Source organism: Spiroplasma endosymbiont of Danaus chrysippus, from assembly GCF_902809815.1.
Taxonomy (GTDB): domain Bacteria; phylum Bacillota_I; class Bacilli_A; order Mycoplasmatales; family VBWQ01; genus Spiroplasma_E.
The window spans coordinates 1-21,740 of record NZ_CADDIL010000009.1 but is presented as its reverse complement, the minus strand read 5'-3'; the positions used below and the strand labels follow the sequence as shown (position 1 = coordinate 21,740).

General features: G+C 26.0%; 19 protein-coding genes and 1 pseudogene. 3 read left to right on the top strand and 17 right to left on the bottom strand.

What is annotated here, in order from left to right; genetic code table 4:
- Positions 1-5: 5 nt before the first annotated feature.
- The 4 genes from lpdA to SPIRDC1_RS09580 are packed head-to-tail and all read right to left on the bottom strand — an operon-like array spanning position 6 to position 5,051.
- A complete protein-coding gene (lpdA, locus tag SPIRDC1_RS09595) occupies positions 6-1,502 on the bottom strand; it encodes a dihydrolipoyl dehydrogenase (RefSeq protein ID WP_174481607.1) in 1,497 nt (498 codons plus the stop codon).
- Between the two features lie 16 nt (positions 1,503-1,518).
- On the bottom strand, positions 1,519-2,820 hold the full coding sequence (locus tag SPIRDC1_RS09590; RefSeq protein ID WP_174481606.1) for a dihydrolipoamide acetyltransferase family protein: 1,302 nt from the start codon (positions 2,818-2,820) through the stop codon (positions 1,519-1,521).
- 30 nt (positions 2,821-2,850) lie between these two features.
- Positions 2,851-3,891: an alpha-ketoacid dehydrogenase subunit beta gene (locus tag SPIRDC1_RS09585; protein ID WP_174481605.1), complete on the bottom strand. Its 1,041-nt coding sequence runs from the start codon at positions 3,889-3,891 to the stop codon at positions 2,851-2,853.
- 2 nt (positions 3,892-3,893) lie between these two features.
- Positions 3,894-5,051 (bottom strand): thiamine pyrophosphate-dependent enzyme, encoded by a 1,158-nt coding sequence (locus tag SPIRDC1_RS09580; RefSeq protein ID WP_174481604.1) that lies wholly within the window; start codon positions 5,049-5,051, stop codon positions 3,894-3,896.
- Between the two features lie 505 nt (positions 5,052-5,556).
- Between SPIRDC1_RS09580 and SPIRDC1_RS09575 the strand changes: the two genes are divergently transcribed.
- Positions 5,557-6,177 (top strand): hypothetical protein, encoded by a 621-nt coding sequence (locus SPIRDC1_RS09575; RefSeq protein ID WP_174481603.1) that lies wholly within the window; start codon positions 5,557-5,559, stop codon positions 6,175-6,177.
- On the opposite strand, the pseudogene SPIRDC1_RS09570 reads toward SPIRDC1_RS09575, so the two are convergent.
- The 13 genes and pseudogenes from SPIRDC1_RS09570 to SPIRDC1_RS09510 all read right to left on the bottom strand — a co-directional run.
- Positions 6,070-6,711: pseudogene (locus tag SPIRDC1_RS09570) on the bottom strand (IS256 family transposase); the annotation flags it as partial. The gene SPIRDC1_RS09575 and the pseudogene SPIRDC1_RS09570 sit on opposite strands and share 108 nt — an antisense overlap.
- A gap of 43 nt (positions 6,712-6,754) precedes the next feature.
- Positions 6,755-7,750 carry an IS3 family transposase gene (locus SPIRDC1_RS09565; protein WP_174479968.1) on the bottom strand — a complete coding sequence of 332 codons (996 nt, stop codon included), beginning with the start codon at positions 7,748-7,750 and terminating at the stop codon, positions 6,755-6,757.
- Between the two features lie 473 nt (positions 7,751-8,223).
- Positions 8,224-9,216: a lipoate--protein ligase gene (gene lplA / locus SPIRDC1_RS09560; protein ID WP_174481602.1), complete on the bottom strand. Its 993-nt coding sequence runs from the start codon at positions 9,214-9,216 to the stop codon at positions 8,224-8,226.
- 7 nt (positions 9,217-9,223) lie between these two features.
- The gene (locus tag SPIRDC1_RS09555; protein ID WP_174481601.1) at positions 9,224-10,360 is read right to left on the bottom strand and encodes an alpha/beta hydrolase; all 1,137 of its coding nucleotides are present in this window, start codon (positions 10,358-10,360) and stop codon (positions 9,224-9,226) included.
- A 39-nt stretch (positions 10,361-10,399) separates the two neighbouring features.
- On the bottom strand, positions 10,400-11,902 hold the full coding sequence (locus tag SPIRDC1_RS09550) for an FAD-dependent oxidoreductase (protein WP_174481600.1): 1,503 nt from the start codon (positions 11,900-11,902) through the stop codon (positions 10,400-10,402).
- Positions 11,903-12,038: 136 nt separating this feature from the next.
- Positions 12,039-12,254, bottom strand: a complete 216-nt coding sequence (locus SPIRDC1_RS09545; RefSeq protein WP_174481599.1) for a hypothetical protein — start codon at positions 12,252-12,254, stop codon at positions 12,039-12,041.
- A 124-nt stretch (positions 12,255-12,378) separates the two neighbouring features.
- A complete protein-coding gene (locus SPIRDC1_RS09540; RefSeq protein ID WP_174481598.1) occupies positions 12,379-13,632 on the bottom strand; it encodes an acetate kinase in 1,254 nt (417 codons plus the stop codon).
- A gap of 18 nt (positions 13,633-13,650) precedes the next feature.
- Complete coding sequence (pta, locus tag SPIRDC1_RS09535; protein WP_174481597.1) at positions 13,651-14,643, bottom strand: phosphate acetyltransferase; 993 nt, start codon at positions 14,641-14,643, stop codon at positions 13,651-13,653.
- 23 nt (positions 14,644-14,666) lie between these two features.
- Positions 14,667-15,395 (bottom strand): UMP kinase, encoded by a 729-nt coding sequence (pyrH, locus tag SPIRDC1_RS09530; RefSeq protein ID WP_174481596.1) that lies wholly within the window; start codon positions 15,393-15,395, stop codon positions 14,667-14,669.
- A gap of 63 nt (positions 15,396-15,458) precedes the next feature.
- The gene (locus SPIRDC1_RS09525) at positions 15,459-16,040 is read right to left on the bottom strand and encodes a hypothetical protein (protein WP_174481595.1); all 582 of its coding nucleotides are present in this window, start codon (positions 16,038-16,040) and stop codon (positions 15,459-15,461) included.
- Positions 16,041-16,060: 20 nt separating this feature from the next.
- Entirely contained in the window at positions 16,061-16,939 is an 879-nt protein-coding gene (gene tsf / locus SPIRDC1_RS09520; protein ID WP_174481594.1) for a translation elongation factor Ts, read from the bottom strand.
- A gap of 15 nt (positions 16,940-16,954) precedes the next feature.
- On the bottom strand, positions 16,955-17,731 hold the full coding sequence (rpsB, locus tag SPIRDC1_RS09515; protein ID WP_174481593.1) for a 30S ribosomal protein S2: 777 nt from the start codon (positions 17,729-17,731) through the stop codon (positions 16,955-16,957).
- Positions 17,732-18,015: 284 nt separating this feature from the next.
- Positions 18,016-19,011 (bottom strand): IS3 family transposase, encoded by a 996-nt coding sequence (locus SPIRDC1_RS09510; RefSeq protein ID WP_174481592.1) that lies wholly within the window; start codon positions 19,009-19,011, stop codon positions 18,016-18,018.
- Between the two features lie 142 nt (positions 19,012-19,153).
- Here SPIRDC1_RS09510 and SPIRDC1_RS09505 point away from each other — a divergent pair, with 142 nt between their 5' ends.
- Together SPIRDC1_RS09505 and SPIRDC1_RS09500 are read left to right on the top strand one after the other, a co-directional pair.
- Positions 19,154-19,717 (top strand): hypothetical protein, encoded by a 564-nt coding sequence (locus tag SPIRDC1_RS09505; RefSeq protein ID WP_174481591.1) that lies wholly within the window; start codon positions 19,154-19,156, stop codon positions 19,715-19,717.
- Between the two features lie 3 nt (positions 19,718-19,720).
- Positions 19,721-21,655, top strand: a complete 1,935-nt coding sequence (locus SPIRDC1_RS09500) for a hypothetical protein (protein WP_174481590.1) — start codon at positions 19,721-19,723, stop codon at positions 21,653-21,655.
- Positions 21,656-21,740 lie beyond the last annotated feature (85 nt).

Below are 21,740 nucleotides of genomic sequence, written 5' to 3'. Positions count from 1 at the left end.
ATTTTCTATTTTTTATTAACTTTGTATCATTCTAATTCTAAATCTTGTGCAACATCCATAACTACTTCTGACATTGTTGGATGTGGATGACAAGAAGAGGCTAATTCAACAATAGTACCTTCCGTTTGCATAATATTAACAATTTCAGCAATTATATCAGTAGCCGTTGAACATAAAATATGAGCACCTAAGATTTCTCCATATTTTTTATCAATAATTATTTTAACAAAACCATCAGTCTCACCATCAGCCAATGCCTTACCATTAATAGTAAATGGTATTTTCTTCATCAAATATTCTTTACCTAAAGATTTACATTCAGTTTCAGTTAAACCAACACTTGCCACTTCAGGGAATGAATAAATACAACTAGGCATTTTATTATAATCTACTTCTTGCTCTTTCAATGGCTGATTATCAGCATCCGTTCTACCTTCTTTAACTAAAATATTATTAAGTGCTGCTAATCCTTGTGTTGATGCAACGTGAGCAAGCATTCTTTGACCATTAGCATCTCCAATTACATATATATTATCAATAACATTATTGTTAGCATCTAAAGCTTCCAATTTATTATTTACGGCAAATGCTTGATTAGGCTTAATTTGAATTCCCAGATTAGTAAAACCTTCAGTAATTGGCGTTCTTCCAGTACTTAATAAACAATAGTCACTAGTTACTGTTAATGGTTTTTTATGTTCTTTATCGGTTGCAGCATAATAAGTTAAAGTTTTATCCTTTAATTCATTAACACTATGAGCAGTAATAATATTAACACCATTTTTTTCAAGAATTTTAGTTAAAGTTGTACTAATATCTTCATCTAGTAATGCTAAAATACGATCTAAATATTCAATAATAGTAACTTTAGTACCAAGTGTACTAAATAAACAAGCAAACTCAATTCCAATAACACCACCACCAATAATAGTTAGTGTTTTTGGAACTTCTTTTAAAGAAAGAATTTCAGTCGAAGTTAATAATGTTTGGTTTGTTTTTAAATCTTTTTCACTTAAACCTTGTGGACCATTAGGATTATCAAACATTTTTACTTTTGAACCAGTAGCAATTATCATATATTTAGTAGTATATTTCTTTTCTTTACCGTCTTTAGATTTCACTAAAATCGTATTTTTATCAATAGCACTTCCAGTCCCTAATAATTGTTCAACTTTATTAGATTTCATTAAAAAGCCAACACCACCAGTTAAACCTTTAACAACACCAGCTTTACGATCTTGCATTACTTTTCAATTAATTTCAATATTTTTTTTATCTTTAATAGCAACACCATATTTATCAGCATTTTCAATATAATGAAAAACTTTTGCGCCCTTTAGTAACGTCTTAGTAGGAATACATCCAACATTTAAACAGACTCCACCTCAGTTATCTTTTTCAACAATTGCAGTTTTTAAACCCATCTTTGCTGCTCGAGCCGCTGTTACATAACCACCAGGACCTGACCCGATAATTATTAAATCAAAATCATAGTTAGACATCTTTTACATTTTCTCCTTAAGCTAAAATTAATGTTGGATTTTCTAATAACTCTTTAAGTCGAGAAAGGAAATAACCAGCAGGTGCACCATCAATAACACGATGATCAATTGAAAGTGATAATGGAAAGAACTTATGTTCAACAATTTTACCATCAGCAATAATTAGTTTTTTTTGCATCATTCCTAGACCCAAAATTGCTACTTCTGGATAATTAATAACTGGTGTTCCCATTTCAATTCCTGCTGAACCAAAATTAGTAATAGTAAATGATCCACCTTGCATTTCATCACCTTTTAATAGCCCCTTACGAGCTTTATCACCCAATGAATTAACTTGTCTTGCTATTTCAAATAATGAAAGTTGATCAGCATTTTTAATAACAGGAACTACTAAACCCTTTTCAGTATCAGCTGCCATACCAATGTTATAATATTTTTTAACAAGAATTTCATTATTAGCCATGTTCAAAGTTGAATTAAGTAATTTAAATCGTTCTTCTTTTAACGCTTTAGCAACAGCCTTTACAAAGAATGGCATAAATGTTAATTTAGCACTACCATCTGGATCTTTTTCCGCTGGTTCTTTTAAAGTTGCACGTAATTGTACTAAGTTTTCAGCATCAACATTAATCATTAAACTAACATGTGGTGCTGTATAAACTGATAATGACATTTGATTAGCAACAGCCTTACGAATTCCTGATAATGGTAAATGTTCAACATTACCAAAACTTTCGATTTTAGTAACATTAATACCTTGTGAACTAATAATTGTAGCAGAAACTGAAGATATTGAATTAATAGGTGTTGTTGATGCAGTAGCACTAGTTGTTGTACCACCATTCTTGGCATTTAATAAATCATCTTTTAAAATTCTATCACGAGGACCAGTTCCTTTAATTGTTCCCATATCAACACCTAAGTCACGAGCCATTCTACGCGCTAATGGTGTTGCTAATACTTTACCCGTTTGTTGAATAGGTTGCACATTTTGTTTTGGTAATTCAACTGGTGATACTGTAGATGTACTAGCAACTGATTCAGATTTTGGTGAAGAATTTGTTGATGAAGGACTTTTATTATCACTAATCGTCCCACCAAACTCAACAATAACAGCACCTGACTTAATACTATCTCCTTCTTTAACAAAAATCTTAGAAACTTTACCATCTGCTTCGGCTTTAATACTATCTGAAGCTTTATCTGCTTCGATATCAACAACATTATCACCTTTTTTTACATTATCTCCAACTTTAACATGAATTTGAGTTACAGTAACTTCATCGATTCCATCCATATCTTTAAACTTCAATTCCATCTTTTCACTTTCCTTTCTTTAAACAACTAACTAAACTGGATAATTCATCATTAGTTTAACTTTTTCCATAATTTTATCTGGACTAATTATAAATCATTTTTCACCTTTAGACAGTGGAACAATAATATCATAACCTGTTAATCTTGTTGGAGGACATTCTAAATACTCAAAACACTTTTCATTAACAACGGTAATAATTTCTGAGGCAACTGAAAATGAACGAACCGCTTCTGAAACAACTAATAATCTTCCTGTTTTTTTAACAGAATTAACAACTGTTTCTTCATCTCATGGTTGTAATGTTTGTAAATCAATTAATTCAATTTTAAAATTTTCTTTTTCTTCTAAAATTTTAACAGCAGCTTCACAATCATAAACTTTTGAACCATAAGTTACAATCGTTAAATCAGGTTTTTCTTCAGCCTTATATTCTTTAAGAACTTTAGCTTTACCAAGAACAGCCACTTCATAAGCATCACTAACTTCTTCTCTAACATCATATGTATAATTATTGCTAGTATAACTATTAAAATAAGTTCCTAAACATTCTAAAACAATAACAGGATCTGGACTTTCAATTGCTGCCAATAATAATTTTTTAGTATCATTAGGTTTTGAAGTCATAACTACTTTTAAACCTGGAATATGACAAAATAAAGCTTCAATTGCTTCTGAATGATGCTCCAAAGCACCATTATTACCATTATTTCAATCATATGAAGGCATACGTACTACCATTGGACAAGTGAATCTACCACGAGAACGATTTCTCATTCGTGCAGCATGACATAACAATTGTTGAAAAGCAGGGAAAGCAAATCCTGAAAATTGCATTTCAATAATTGGATTTAAACCATTAATTGCCATTCCAACGGCACTACCAGCAATAACTGCTTCAGCAATTGGTGCATCAAAACAACGATTAACGCCAAATTTTGCTTGTAAACCTTTAGTTGCTCGAAAAACACCACCAACATTACCGGCATCTTCACCATAAACAACAACATTAGGATTTTTTTTCATTGCTAATTCTAAGGCTAAAGTAATAGCTTGCACATTATTTCTTTTCATAATTATTTTTTCTCTCCTTCATTGAAGAAAGCTTTTGCTTCTGCTTTTTGTTCTATTAATTGTGGTGTTAATTTTTCATATGTATAATCAAATATTTCATCAATTGAAACATTTTCATTTTTTAATGCTCAAGTAATTGCATCATTAACCTTTTTAGTAATTTGTTTATCTAATTCTGCTTGTTTGTTGTCATCTCAAAGTTTAATTGATTTTAAATATTCTCTAATACGATCAATTGGATCTTTTTTTAATCATTCTTGTTCAATTTTATAATCTTCAGCAGAAAAATAATCTTTTTTAATATCAAAAGCAGAATGCGCATTTTGACGATAAGTAACAGTTTCAATTAATGAAGGACCATTACCTTTTTTTGCTCTTTCAATTGCTTCTTGTGTAGCATAATAAACAGCAAAAAAATCATTACCATCAACACGAATATTAGGTACACCAAATGCTGTTCCTTTTTGTGCAAAAGTTGGACTCATTGTTGCTTTAGCAGTTGGTGTATCTAATGATCACTGATTATTTTCAACAAAGAAAACAACAGCTAATTTATGGATAGCAGCAAAATTAATTGCTTCAGAAAACTCACCTTCAGAAGTACCACCATCACCAATCGTAGTAATAACAATTCCTTTATCTTTTTTATATTTTTCAGCAAAAGCAATACCTGTTGCATGTGAATATTGAGTAGCAATTGGAATATTAACTGGTAAAATATTAACACCTTTCGGCATTTGACTTCCCATTTCATTTCCTAATCAATATTGAATTACTTTTTCAACTGGATATCCAGCAGTAATTCATGCTGCATTATTACGATAAGCTGGTACTAATCAATCAATACCTGGTCGTAAGCAACTAGCATAAGCAACTTCAACACCTTCTTGACCTTTTGAAGATAAAAAGTTAACAACTTTTCCGATTACTTTTGGAATTCCATTTACTAATTTAACTTGTCCTTTTTCATCTTTTTCATAGTTTAATTCCATTTGCATTTGTTCTTGTATTCGTGAAAAACACATGTTTTCATATGCTTTTAATAAAACCTTACTATCAAATTTTTTTAAATAATCAACAAAATTAGGATTAATTACTCCTTTTTCATTTAATATTTGAAAAATTTCTTTTTGGGGATTATCAAATTTCTCAACTCACATTTAAATTTTCCTCCTAAATATTTTAGCTAATTGCAGTTACACTTTTAATTATACTAATTTTTAAAATAATGAATGAACATACCTTTTCATTATACTACTAATAATTGTTGGTTCAAGATAATTTGTACTAAAATATTAATTTATCTCTGGTTTTATTAATATTTTATTTTTTTATTTTTTAGTGTTATCTAAAATGAAAAGTATGCTCTAATAACAAGTAAAACAGAAAAACTAATTTAACAAATCATAATGTCAATAACTACTTACTTTTCTTTACAATAAAAAGTCCTAATAAAATTAGGAATTTAAATAGTAAAATCTACTCTTTCACATAAAAGATAAGTATTTGCTCAATTATACTTATTTTTTTTAATTTTTAAATTATTTATATTCAGTATAGATTTTATGATATTATATTACTTAAAATGAATATATGTTTTTACCTATTTACTTTATTTTAAGTAATTGGGATTTTTATTTAAAATTTAGAAAAGGAAGATAAAAAATGGATAAACAAAATTTAAAATTAAATATTTCTGTTTTAAAAAAAGAAAATTTAGAAAAATTAATTAAAATAGCACAAAATACTAAACCTTATATAATTATAATTGAAGAAATACAACGTGAAGAAGCAATAAAATTAGGTTATGATATTACTGACACTCCTCCATATATAAATAAAATATATAAAATAAAAGAATTAGAAAAGCAATTAAAAGAAAATTTAAATACTATAAAAATGTATGAAAAGAAATTAGAAAAAATACCTACATATAATACTAAAGAAAAAAGAAATAAAAAAATAACAGAAATTAATCAAGAATTAGCAAAATTAGAAAATGAGTTTCCAAATTTAGAAAGAAAATTTTATGATGTAAACAAAACTGAAGAAGGATTATCTGAAAGTTGAGAAAAAGCATATAAAAATATGCAAGGTAATACTTCAAAACAAATAGATTTAACGTTTGAAAAAATTGGAGGCTTTTTAGTAATCTGTGTTTCTTTGTTTTACAAAGTACTAGTTCAGATTAATTCTGTCTTCAAATTTTATCATAAAATGAGCAATTGCTGTATTTCAATTTTGAATAGGCAATGTTCATTTTTTTGTGATATTTTCAATTGCTAAGTAAAAAATTTTAAAAACTGCCATATCATTAGGAAAAACTTTTTTATTTCTAATAACTTTTCGTAATTGGCTATTAACAGATTCAATAGCATTTGTAGTATAAATTACCCTTTTAATTTCTGCTGGATAACTAATAAAAACCATTAAATTTTCTCAATTTTTATATCAAGATTTAGCAATTTGTGGATATTGTTTATTTCATTTACTTTCAAATGATTCTAAAGCTTGCATTGCTTGTTCTTCACTACATGCTGTATAAATTGGCTTTAAATCGATAACTAGAGACTTTCGATGTTTGTATGAAACATATTTTAAGCTATTTCTAATTTGATGAACTATGCATAATTGATGTTCAGTTTTAGGATAAACTGATTGTATTGCCTCTGACATGCCTGTTAAATTATCACTACAAGCAATAAGAATATCATTTAAGCCTCGATTTTTCATTTCTGTAAAATTATTTAATCAGAATTTAGCACCTTCATTTTCACTAATTCATAAACCTAAAACATCTTTTTTACCTTCTAAATCAACGGTGGTTAGCCCTAAATACTGGACCACTTTTGGATAGACAGTTTTAAATTTTTATTTGTGAAATTGGTGGTTTTAGAAATTTAGAATGTATTCTTTCGTAATTATAAAACATAATATATTGGTTTACATCATTTATAGCTTCATTGAGAGAAAAATATTGATTTGAACCTTTAGGTAGTCATTCTTGAGATAAATGAGAAAATCAGTTTTCAGATATTACATTGCCACCAATATCATAAGGTTGTTTTTTGCTTAAAATTATTTGCTTATCAGCAGCTCAATTTGTGATGTCTTGACAATAAAATTCGTTGGCGTTATCTGAGTGTAAAATAACGTTTTTTACTTGGTTTCAAGAGAATTGTTGATTTATTTTTTCAAGTGCAGGAAGGATTAAATCTTGATAGGATTTGTTTGAACATGTATTATAGCTTACAATATTATTTGAATAAAAATCAATAATTACAAAAAGATATAATCAACCTTCTTTAGTATTTATTTGTTTAGTGTCCATTGATCAAATTTGATTTGAAGAGGTTGTACTTTTATAATCTTTGTTTACTTTATCCATTGTAGGTATTCACTTATTTGGATTTTTTTTGTTTTTAGGATAGTTATTTTTAGTTTGTTTTAATCCTTGAAGATTGTGATCTTTCATAATTTTTCGCATTTGTTTTGTTGATAATTCTAGATTTAAAATAATATGTTTGTATTGTTTTAATCATTCTTTAAATGCTGAAAAAATTCGTAAATAGCCATAAATTTGTCCTTTTCTTGTAAAATGAAATTCAAGTAAAAGTTGGCATAATTCTTGATATTTATGTGTACAATTACTAATTTGATTTTTTTCTTTTTTAATAGGGTTTTGTTTGTTTTTTACAAAATAATATGTTGATCGGTTTAGTTGAAGATGTTGGCAAAGATATCTAATTGAATATTGGTTTTTGCTATCATCAATAATTTGAATTTTTTGTTTGATATTTAACTTGTTAATTACTAATGCTATTTGTTTAATTTTATCCATTATTAAAAATCCTTTCATGTCAAAATTAGTGTTAATTGTATAACACAATTGTTTTTCGAATACATTCAAGTTTTTTTTAAATTAATGGTCTAGTAAAAAGGGCTAAGTAGCAAGTAGCAAGTAGCTAGCCAGGTTTACCAGCATTTTTACTTGCTGAATCAGGGTATTTATTAAATTCAGCAAGATAAAAATTATTAAAACCATTAACAATATTATCGTTAGTTTTACTTACTTTATCAATAGCATCTTGATATAAAAATTGTCAAACATTTAATTGATTTCTATCTTTTTTTGGTCAACCACGTGTTGGATAAAGAATATCATTTATACTATTTGTTTAATCAAAACTATTATTTACTAAAAATGTAATAACATTGCTAATTGGTTTTATAAAAATAAACATTATAAATAAAATCCATAAATATTTCTTCATATTTCCTCTTTAATATTAGTTATAAAAGTAAGGATATCATAAATAAGAATTTTATTAATTATTTTATGATACTTTTTATGATTTCTTCAGCAAGAAAATTTTCACCAAAAATTTCGTTAATATTAGCATTTTCAATGATATTAGTAATAGTTGCTACATTATATTTTTGTTTTTCTAGTTTTTTTTCTAAACTAGTAGTACCTGCTGACCCTAGGAAATCACCATATATTTTAATATTTTCAATAATTCCTGCCTTAACATTCATTCAAACGTGAATAGTTCCTTTACTAGGAAAAAGTGTTTTATGTTTTAAATCAAAATCTGGAGATTTACCATAAACTCAATCTCAAGTTCGATATTTAGTATTTGCTAATGATTCAATATCAGCAATCATTTTTTCAGAAAATTCCATAATCTTTGTATTTTTTGTACTTTTTAATTGTTCAATAATTAAATTTTGAAATTCTTCAATTGTTATTGGTGGATTTAATAATGGTAAAATATTTGTTACTCGTGCTTGTACTGATTTAATACCTTTTGATTTTAATTTATCCAAATCAGGTTTTAATACTTTTGGTAACATTTGCATATCAACATTAAAAAGAATAGTACCATGATGTAAAATTCGATTTTTATATGTATATTGGGCATTACCCGATATTTTTTTATCATCAACTAAAATATCATTTTTACCACTAAATTGAGCATTTAACCCTAGATTTTGTAAAACATTAACTATTGGTTTTGTAAAAAGAGCATAATTACGAGCATTATCTTTATTTTTATCAAGAATAAAAGTAAAATTTAAATTTCCTAAATCTTGATAAACAGCTCCACCACCTGATAATCTTCGTACAACATTAACTTTTTTTGTTCTCACATATTCATTATTAATTTCTTCAATTGTATTTTGGTTTCTACCAATAACAATAGTATTATTATTTTGTCATAATAATAAGATTTCATCAGTTATATAAGGATTAGTAATCAAATATTCTTCGGCTGCTAAATTAAAATATGGGTCTTTGCTATTATTAGTATAATAAATCATTATTAACTTAATCTCCTTTATCTTTGGTTTTAAAATTTGTTCATTTATTAACAAATTTTAAAGTAGTTTTGCAATATGTATCATAATCGGTAGTGACGGCTCTTATATGTTTAGCAGATGGCATAATTAATAATTCACTTATTGTTTCTTCTTCATAATTTATTTTCTCTTCATACATTTTTTGTGCCATTGTTGCTGGTACAGTTTCATCATCATTACCATGAATAAATAATACAGGAATTGAAGAACAATATTTTAATTTATTAATAGGATCAATACTATTAATATTAAATTTATCTTTTAACCTAAAGAAAAATTTAACACCATAATAAAATCAAAATCAATGAAGGTTAAAGTATTGTTTACCCATAATTTTAATAATATGACTAAAACTATCAAATCCACAATCAGAAATTGCACATTTAACACCAAATTTACCAGTATCAAATCGAGATATTGTTTCCAAAACAGTACTGGCACCCATACTATTACCAATTAAAGTAATATTAGGAGGTTGTTTAAAATCTGCTTCTGCTAAATAATTATTAAGACTTAAAATAACAGCATATAAATCATCTGCTTCTTTATTACCAAAAGTAATTGCATCATGGATATTATTACTACCATGACCTCTTGTATCATAAGTAACAATACTATATCCCTGTTCATAAAAATGTTTAACTAAATATAAAATGCTATAGCGATTTTGTTGTCAACCATGAGTTGCAATTATTCATTTATGATTTTTATTAGATTGATGATTATTAATGAAAAAAGCTGATAACAAGCGATTATCATAAGTAGTTATCGTCATATCTTGTGCTTCCATCATATCCCAATTACTATCATCAATCATTAGTTGTAGAGAATTTTGTAATTCCATATCTCGATTATAAAAACTCAAAGTATTGAGATCAATTTTAGCAAAATTTGGATTAGTACTTCGTCCAATTCTTTGAAAATTTTCCATAACATTTCGCATCATCAAACCAATAAAAAAATTAGTAATTAAAAAAGGAATAATCCATAATGAAAAAGTAAATATCAAAATAATTTTTAATCATCAAGCAATTTTATATTTACTTTCTTTAACTGGTAAAGTCATTCTTGCTCTAAGTTTTAAATATTTTTCATTACTAACCATTATATTTTATTCCTCTCAAAATTAATTTGATAAGGCAATCTATTTTTTCTTACCTTTAAAATATGGATCTGGATATGTAACATCTTCTTTTGTTAAAATTCCTGTTGCTAAAAGTGCTGCCGCAGTAACAAAGTTATAAGGCTTATTAAAGTGTGGTAAGAAATACATATCAATTAATGGAATTTCATCAATAGTAACCTTTTTCAATATTGCTAATGAAAACATTGCAATTGTTTCTGTATGATCATGAGTTGAACCAATTTCAGCTCCAACAATACGACGAGAACTCTTTTCTCATATAATTTTAATTTTTACTTCATGATTTTCACTCATAAAAGGTGGAAACACCGTATCTTGATAAAAATATGCTTCTACATTATTAGATCCTAAAATTGCTTTTGCAGAAACTTCTGATAAACCAGTAGCACATAGTTTTCAACCAAAAACAGCAATTGCATTTGTTCCTTGAACACCAGGAAAGGCGATTCTTGTTTTAGGATCTGTTTTTGCAACATTTAATCCAGCAATTAAACCACTACGTACAGCATTAGTTGCTAAGGCAATATTAACATTTTTATTTCAAGCATTTGAACGAATATTAATACAATCACCAATTGCATAAACATTAGGATCTGAAGTTTGAAAATATTCATTAACTTCAATTGCACCACGGGGATCTAAGTTAAGTTGAACTTTACCATTCTCATCTTTCAAGATAGCAGTATTTGGTAAGAAACCAACAGCCATAATTACTAAATCAGCTTTATATGTTCCTTTATTAGTTTTTACTTCACTCACTTTATCATCTTTAATAATAAATTCTTGTAAAGTTTCTCCTAATTGTAATTTTACTCTTACTTTTTTCATATCTGTTTCAACATCATTTGTAAATTCTTCATCATAATAACGAGGCATAATACGATTTTCAAAATCAATTAAAGTAACTTCTTTTTTATCTTTATAAAAAGCTTCTACTAATTCAATGCCAATATAACCCGCACCAATTACTACCACTTTTTTTACTTCTGGTTTACTCAAATCAGAAATAATTTCTTGAGCATGTTGGTATAGTTTTGATAAATGAATGCCATTTGTTAATTTAACACCATTTAAAGTATCTTTAACAACTACGCCATCTTTATGAGCAATTAAACCAGGAATTTCTTTACCACCTGGATTTAAGATTGGTCATGAACCAATCCCCAATACTAACTTATCATAACTTTCAGTAAATACTTCATTAGTATCTAAATTTTTAATAGTAACAATTTTAGCTTTACTATCATATTTAATCATTTCATGTTTTTCTTTAATTTTAACACCTAATGCTCTTAACTTTTCAATTGTGGCATAAAATAATCCTTTTGGATCAGTAAATTCTTTACCAACTCAAAGCGCAATTCCACATCCTAAAAATGAAATATTATCATTACGATCATATGCTACTACTTCACTATTTGGATTAGACCTCATAATTGCCTTTAGTGCTGTTGTTCCGGCATGATTAACACCTATAACAACTATCTTTTGTTTTCTTTCCATGCTAAAATCCTCTCTTACTTATTACTTTTTTTCAATTTCTTTTATTGTGTAATCACAAATACAAATATATATTATTTTATCACTTTTTATTTAATAGTTACAACTCTTTCTTTCGATAGACAATATACCATTCATTTTAAAAACCTAAAATTGCAATTGGTCAATTTCCATCATGATAATTATCTTTATTACTTTCTTCTTTTCAATCACGACAAGTAACCCTACTACGACTTGATGATGACTTCTTAGTTAATTTATTAATTTCATTTATCATATTTTTATCAAAATTTTTATATTGATTTTCCTCACTAATTTTATGATTATTTTTTTCTTTAATGTATTTAAATTCCATACTTTTTTCTCCTTGAATCTTTAAAGTATTTATTTTTAATTAAAATTTGATAATTATTAAGTATTTTTACTTAATTTAAACATTATATATCAAAACAAAAAACCTTAATATATTTTTTTATTTTTTAAATATTTTTTAATAAATTATATGTATCTTGACAAATCATTAATTCTTCATTTGTTCTAATTTTAAAAATAGGAACTTCTGATTGTTTATCACTAATTTCTAAGTAATCATTATACTTATCATTATTTTTATTAGTTACTAATTTTAAAGTAAACACTTTAATTTCCTCAATAACTAATTGACGAATAATTGCAGAATTTTCACCAATACCTGCAGTAAATACTAATGCATCAATATTACTATCTAAATCATTACCATATTGAACAATATAATTAGCAATTCTTTGAACAAACATTTTTATTGCTAATTGTGATTGTAAATGATACTTATGGTTTTTATCATTACTACTTGCAAGAACATCACGTAAATCAGAAGAATGTCCACTAATTCCTAATAAACCCGAACTTTTATTTAAATCATTAGTAACAGTTTCAATAGTTGCTTCTGCTTTAACATTACACATATAACCATGAATAGAAGGGTCAATGATACCACTTCTAGAACCCATAATTAAACCATCTAACGGTGTTAATCCCATGCTAGTATTAAAACTTTTACCATTTTTAATAGCACAAATACTAGCACCATTACCTAAATGACAAATAATAGCATTAATCTTATCTTTTGGTTTATTTAAAATATTAGTTAATCTATCTAAAATATAACGATAACTAGTACCATGAAATCCATATCTTCTTACCTCATATGTTTTATATCAATCATATGGAACTGAGTAAAGATATTTTTCTTCAGGAATAGTACTATGAAATGAAGTATCAAATACTGCCACATGTTTAGCATGTGGAACTAATTTTTGAAAAGATGATAATCCTTTTAAAGCTGGTGGATTATGTAATGGTGCTAAAGGAATACATGCTTTGATACCAGCAATGACTTTCTCATCAATAACAATTGAGTTATTAAATTTTTGACCACCGTGAACCATACGATGACCAATTCGTTTAATATCATCAAATTTATTAATAACCTTATACTCAATTAATGCATCAATTACTGTTTGCGCTCCTATAACATGATCAGCAATATCTTTTGTTACTTCATGTTTAATAAAGTTATCACCATTAGCAATTTCAATAATAAAATTACTATTTTTAATAGCTATCCTTTCAACTAAACCTTTACAAAGAATAGTAAAATGAGGTTTTTTATCATTATTAATAGCATTAAAAAGTTGAAATTTAATAGAACTACTTCCGGCATTAATAACTAAAATTTTATTTTGTTCTGACATATTTGTTTTATCTCCTTATTAATTCTTAATTAATGTTTGAATAGCAGTGATCAATGCTGTGTAATAAATGTCATCAATAGTAGCACCACGAGAAAGATCATTAACTGGCTGATTTAAACCCAAAACAATAGGACCAATAGCTTTATAATCACCTAATCTTTGGGCAATTTTATAACCAATATTAGCAGCATCTAAAGTTGGAAAAATAAATGCATTACAATGATTTTTAATTGTTAATTCTGGGAATTTTTTATTTCGCACTTCTTGATCTCAAGCAGCATCAAATTGAATTGGTCCTGCTACTTGCACGTTTTTTAATTTTAATTGTTGAACAAAGTTAGTAGCATTACGTACTTTATCAACACTTTCACCACTACCACTAGTATTAGTAGAATAAGATAACATTGCTAATTTAATTGGATTAAATTCTAAAAGTTCACCAAAGTGAATTGTAGATTTTGCAATATCTGCTAATTGTTCAGCTGTTGGATCTAAATTAATTGAACCATCACTAAATAAAAATATTTCTTCATTTTTATTCATAATAAATGTACTTGAAACAGTTTTAGTACCTGCTTTTGGTCCAATAATTTGTAAAGCTGGACGTAAAATATCAGCAGTAGTAAAAGTAATACCACCAACAAAACCATTAACCTCTTTATTACTTAATAACATCATTCCATAGTAATTACGACTTAATACCAATTTATTAGCCGCTTCTAAAGTTAAACCTTTTGCTTTTCTTAATTCATATAATTGATTAGTAAAATTTTTTACTTGATTTTCTTCAATAGATAATGTTTTAATATTAGAATTTTTAATATTACTAGGAATTTCTTTATCATTATTAAATAATAAAACCGGTGTAATAAAATTTTTAACAGGTGAATTATCATTAATAATTTTTAAAGCTACTGCCTGTACTTTTTCATTATCCCCTTCTGGAAATAAAATTCTGATTGGTGTTTTGCTTTTTTGTAAAATAGATAAAATAAAATCTAATAGTTTCATATTATCTTCTCTCCTTTAATTTGTTAATTTTGATTGCTAATAATAGTTGCAATTGCTTTATTTTGTACTGCTTTAATGATATTGTTTTCAACCTTAATATCAAATACCATAATTTTCAAGTTAGCTTCCATGCACATTGTTGAAGCAGTTAAATCCATTACTTTTAATTGTTTATTAGTAATATCTTGATATGATAAATGTGAATAACGAATAGCATTTTTGTTAATGTTTGGATCTTTATCATAAACACCATCAACGCCATTTTTTGCCATTAATAATATATCCGCATTAATTTCAGTAGCACGAAGTGCTGCTGCAGTATCCGTTGTAAAGTATGGTGAACCAGTACCACCAGCAAAAATACAAACATAGCCTTTTTCAAAACTACTAATAGCTTTTTTGTAATAAAAAGGTTCAGCAACTTGATTAATTTCTAATGATGTTTGCACAATAACTTTTACGTTAAGCGCTTTTAACTTTGATTCAATTACCAAAGCATTCATAATAGTCGCTAACATTCCCATATAATCAGCATTAATTCTTTTTAAACCAATCTTTTCTCCTTGTTTAGCACCACGTCAAATATTACCACCGCCAATTACTAAACCAACTTCTACTTTTGCCTTAACTAGGGTTTGAATTTGTTGACAAACATTATCAATACTTTCATTATTATATAATTCATTACTACCATCACCTAAAGCTTCACCACTAATTTTTAATAATATTCGTTTATATTTAAATTGTTCCATTTTTGATCATCCTCCTTAAATTTAATATTATAAAAAGCCACAGATTGCTTTGTGGCTTCTTATTTATTTACTGTTATCACTAGATAATGAATCATTATTTGCGCTTTCAGCGACAGTTTCTAATTCAACGTTAGCAATAACTTTTTGTGCTAAATGATCTTTAACAAAAAGTTGTGCTTGTGGAGTAATAATTGTTAAACGTTTTTTAATTTTTTTAATACCCTGTTCATAAACAATTTTTAAAACATTTTTCTTTTGTTCCAATGCAACAATTTTACTAGTATTAACGCTTTGTCCAAAGAAATAAATATTATATTCATCAACTGCGATACCAAAATCAAAACTAAAAATATATGCTAATCCTAACATGATAACTAAAAATATATATTCTACTATTAATAAAGTTAAAAAAGCAGGATCAGATTTAATATATTCTGGTTCAAATGTTCAAACTTGCATTGCAATTGCAACAATCGAGATAACTAAACCAATTACACCAACTATTAATGTTGCTACTAATAATTTTAAATTCAAAAATTTAATAGTTGTTTTTGGTTTATTAAAACTATATCATCCTCAACCAAGAATAACTAATAATAATATAAACATTACTAATGCAATATAATATATAATTTGAAAATTCACTTTATTTACCTCCTAAATGTTTATTTGGCAAAACTATCAATTTTTTCACCTAATTGATAACGTATCATAGCTATAATTGTAGCATGATTTTTAGTTAAATACTCTTTAACCTTAATTGTATTATCTTTAATATAAAGTTGATCAACAATAGTTAATTCAGATAATACTTTTTCAAAACGACCTCTTATAATATTTTCAAGAATATTATCAGGACGTTTTTTTGCTTTCAATTTTTCTTCTTCTTTTGTTTTTTCACTAATAATTGATAATTCTTTATCACGAACTGTTGCAGGTATGTGATTAATATCAATGTATTTGGCATCTGCTGATACTAATTGCATAGCAACATTATTTGGAATATCACTTTCCTTATCAACACCTTTGATAATAACTAAACCACTATATTTACCACCACCATGGACATATGAACCAAAAACTTCATCACTATTTTTACTTAAATATTGAAAACGATTTAAAACAATATTTTCACCTAATTTAGCGATAGCAAATCTTATCTCATCATTTAAACTTTCACTACTTCCATCAGTTTTTAACATTAAAGCTTCTTCAATAGTTTTAGGTTGATGTTTTAAAATTGTTTCTAAAATCTTAGTAAATAAATCATTAAAATCTTCTAAATCAGCAACTTGTTCAGTTTGACAATTTAATTCACCAATAATTGCATTATTACCACTAATAACAACTTTAGTAATCCCTTCAGTAGCTTTATTAATACTTTTTTTCTCTGCTTTTGCTAAACCTTTAATTTTTAATAGGGAAAGTGCTGCTTCAAAAATATTATTTTTTTCCATCAAAGCTTCTTTACAATCAGTAATTGGTAAATCGGTTGTATCTCTTAATTTTTTCAATAATTTAACATCTACTTTAACTTCTGACATATAAACTATTCTCCTTTATTCTTTATTTTTTTCAATTACATTTTCAGTTTTATTTTCATCAAGACTAATAGTTTCTTCTACTACTATTTCTTTTTTATCAATAACTGCTTTTACACTTTGTCCTTCATTAATAGCTTCAGCAATTTTCTTTGTAATTAAAGTAATTGATTTTGTAGCATCATCATTACCAGGAATAATATAATCAATATTATCTGGATTTGAATTACTATCACAAATCGCAATAATTTTGATACCAAGTTTAACTGCTTCTTCGACAGCAATTTTATTAGTAATAGTATCAGTAACAAAAATAGCTTCTGGTAATTTATACATATTTCTAATACCACCAAGGTTACGTTCTAAACGTGCTTTTTCTTTAATTACTAACATTTGCTCTTTTTTTGTTAAAAGTTTAATTTCTCCACTTTTTTCTTTATTTTCAATATCAATTAACTTTTTAATACTTGATTTAATAGTTTTAAAATTAGTTAAATTACCACCTAATCAACGTTCTGTTACATAAGGTGAATTACAACTAATTGCAAGTTCTTGCACAGCTTCTTTGGCTTGTTTTTTTGTACCTACAAATAAAACCTTACCACCATTTTCACTAGTTTCTTTAACAAAGTGACAAGCTTCATCTAATTTACACATTGATTTTTGTAAATCAATAATATGAATACCATTTCTTTGACCAAAAATATATTTACGCATCTTTGGATCTCATCTTTTAGTTTGGTGACCAAACTGAACTCCTGCTTCAAGGAGTTGTTCACGTGTTACAACTGACATATTGTCTCCTTCTAATTTGTTTTTCTTCCATTTATTTCTAACATTGGCCACTTTTTAATTAAAAAGCACTAGGCAATGAATTCACAAATGTGTTGCTTATTTTCATTAAATTAAGCCTGTATATTGTAGCATATTTTTTATATTTTAAACAAATTATTTTTAAACATAAAAATAGAATTGTATTTTAATAAACTATATTATAAAAATATTTTTTAGTTTTCTTAAAAAAAGAATACCAAAAGGTGGTTAGCCCTAAATACTGGACCACTTTTGGATAGACAGTTTTAAATTTTTATTTGTGAAATTGGTGGTTTTAGAAATTTAGAATGTATTCTTTCGTAATTATAAAACATAATATATTGGTTTACATCATTTATAGCTTCATTGAGAGAAAAATATTGATTTGAACCTTTAGGTAGTCATTCTTGAGATAAATGAGAAAATCAGTTTTCAGATATTAGATTGCCACCAATATCATAAGGTTGTTTTTTGCTTAAAATTATTTGCTTATCAGCAGCTCAATTTGTGATGTCTTGACAATAAAATTCGTTGGCGTTATCTGAGTGTAAAATAACGTTTTTTACTTGGTTTCAAGAGAATTGTTGATTTATTTTTTCAAGTGCAGGAAGGATTAAATCTTGATAGGATTTGTTTGAACATGTATTATAGCTTACAATATTATTTGAATAAAAATCAATAATTACAAAAAGATATAATCAACCTTCTTTAGTATTTATTTGTTTAGTGTCCATTGATCAAATTTGATTTGAAGAGGTTGTACTTTTATAATCTTTGTTTACTTTATCCATTGTAGGTATTCACTTATTTGGATTTTTTTTGTTTTTAGGATAGTTATTTTTAGTTTGTTTTAATCCTTGAAGATTGTGATCTTTCATAATTTTTCGCATTTGTTTTGTTGATAATTCTAGATTTAAAATAATATGTTTGTATTGTTTTAATCATTCTTTAAATGCTGAAAAAATTCGTAAATAGCCATAAATTTGTCCTTTTCTTGTAAAATGAAATTCAAGTAAAAGTTGGCATAATTCTTGATATTTATGTGTACAATTACTAATTTGATTTTTTTCTTTTTTAATAGGGTTTTGTTTGTTTTTTACAAAATAATATGTTGATCGGTTTAGTTGAAGATGTTGGCAAAGATATCTAATTGAATATTGGTTTTTGCTATCATCAATAATTTGAATTTTTTGTTTGATATTTAACTTGTTAATTACTAATGCTATTTGTTTAATTTTATCCATTATTAAAAATCCTTTCATGTCAAAATTAGTGTTAATTGTATAACACAATTGTTTTTCGAATACATTCAAGTTTTTTTTAAATTAATGGTCTAGTAAAAAGGGCTAAGTAGCAAGTAGCATTAAACATGCACAATTAATTCCATTAAATTCACCAGTATTTATGGGTTGTAAAATTCAACCTTTGTCATTAGATAAATGTGCAATTACTATTTATCATCGCAATCCTAAATATAAACCAATTACAGTTGTTGATAGTATTCTTAAAGCAAAAACTTTTGTTACTCAAATACATCCATTTCATTGATATCGTTGATATAGTGGTTGATACATTGGTTATGGTATTAATCGTAATAAATGATTAAAAGCAATAGCATTTGCTCCACCAGTGGTGCAACAAGTAATTAGAGATAGTTTTAAAGTATATAGAGAAATATTTAGAACTATTAGAACTTATCATAAAGTAGTAAATGTTATTAATAATCCTATTGAAAATATTAACAAATCATTTAAAAATGTTGGTTTAAAATTTTCAGTAAACACTTTATTTGGTACAGGATTATTACATCATTTAGAAAAGTTTGCATATAGTCAAGTTGTAACAAAAAGTAAGAAAAAATTAAAAAAAGGTAAAAATAAAATACAAAAAGAAATTGAGCATATAACACATAAAAAAACAAAAAAACATACTCATCATTATAAACAAGCATTTTTTAAGGAATGATAAATTATGATTAATAAACTTTGAACTGATGTTAGTCTTGAAAATTATAATAACTGATATCCATTAACTGGAAAAATTACAGAAACACCACAGCAATATATAAAAACATGACCTAATGTTAATGATTGATTTAAAACTTTTGCTATTCGCGCGCAAAATGATATTAATGCTTATCTTGATTTTATTTTATCTAAATTTGCTTTTGATAGTTTTAAAGATGAATTAATTAAAGAAACATTAAGAGATATGGTTTATGTAATGGTTGAACATTGAGTATTTAATCGTACACCAATTGAATTTAATGTTGATGCAACTATTCAATTTAATAATGGTAATAAATTTAGTGCAAATAGTACTCCTACAATTAATGTTTGAGATTTAGCACCTAGTAGAATGAAAATATGAGCAAGATTAACAGAATTAAAGCAAGTATTTTCAAGTTATAATGACGATGAAATAGATGTTGAAAAAATTGACTTAAAAGCATTTTATACTAGAAATCAAGTTGATGAGTTAATTGAACAACAAAAAGAATTTACATTATTAAAACAAATTAAATTATATGATGATTTATTTGATGATAATGAAAATGAAATATATAGAGGTCCTGTTAGTAAATTTATTAATAAAGGTTATGTTGCAACAGATTATGACCCAAAAACTGAAACAATGATTTTAGATTGACCTGATGAAATTGGTACATTACCACCCGAAGCATTACAAAATAATCCACAAATTGGTGATTATACACATGCACCAACTTGTGATTTTTCTGCTAAACAACAAAAACGAATTACTACAAATGAAAATGAAATTACCAAACTAAATACTGAATTAATTAAAGCAAATGAAAATATTAATGATGTTAAAAATAATTGATTTAATATTGAAACTAGTCCTTTATGAAAGAAAGTTGAAAATAATAATATAGAAATATTTAAATGATATTTTATTAAAATCAGTTATCAATATTCAACAGAAAATAACTTTATGAAATTTTATAAAGTAATTAAAATTTATTTAAATAATATTTTTAATGAATTTGAATTGTTAAATGTTGATTCCATGACGTATAATGAACAAATCCAAAATAAAAGAATTTTAAATACCGGAACGATTTACTATAACAATAAAAATAAAAAATTTAGTGGTGGCGGTAATTCTTATCCTGAACGTGGAAAAATTAATTTAATTGGTGATATAGAAGAAATATATCAATATCAAGGAATAGATACACCAACTGAATTTATAGCAGAAGAAGGTACTGAACGTGATTATTACACAAAACTAGAAACTAATAATTTATTAGATAAAAAACAAGATAAATTAATTGCGGGTACTAATATAACTATTGATGAAAATAATAAAATTAGTGCTACTGATGGTGGAGTTGACCCAAATAATTATTATACAAAACCAGAAGTAGATAAAAAATTAGAAGATACAAAAGCAATGTTTCCAATAGCATTTCAATTAAATGCTATTGGTCAAGAAATTCATAATTTAGAAACTACTAATAAAACTATTGTTGGTGCTATTAATGAACTTAAAGATAAAGATTTTAATTTAACTATTGATAAATTAGAACCATTATTTGATAGTAATGTTTTTACTATACAAGAAAATAAATTTGTTGTAAAAGTTGATTTTGTTTTAAATATTTTAAGAAGTGCTTATATTAAAGAATTAGAAACTACAAGTAAAGCTGTAATTGATTCTATTAATGAATTACATAAACGTGTTTGAAAACTTGAAGGTGATTTTGTAAAAATACAAAAAGAATTAATTGATGATGAAAAGAAAATGATAAATAATGGTAATTGAAAAGAAGTAGGAACAAAAGTTAATATAAATCATATTAAATATACTTTTAAATCAAATACTAAATATAAAATTTATTATAAGGGAATGTTTAGTAATCTGTGTGACTTACAAAAATAACTATGTTTAATTAATTCTAGTAAATATAATTTATATATCTAGAAAGAGTGAGTTACAGATGGCTAAAAAAGATAATCTTAATAAC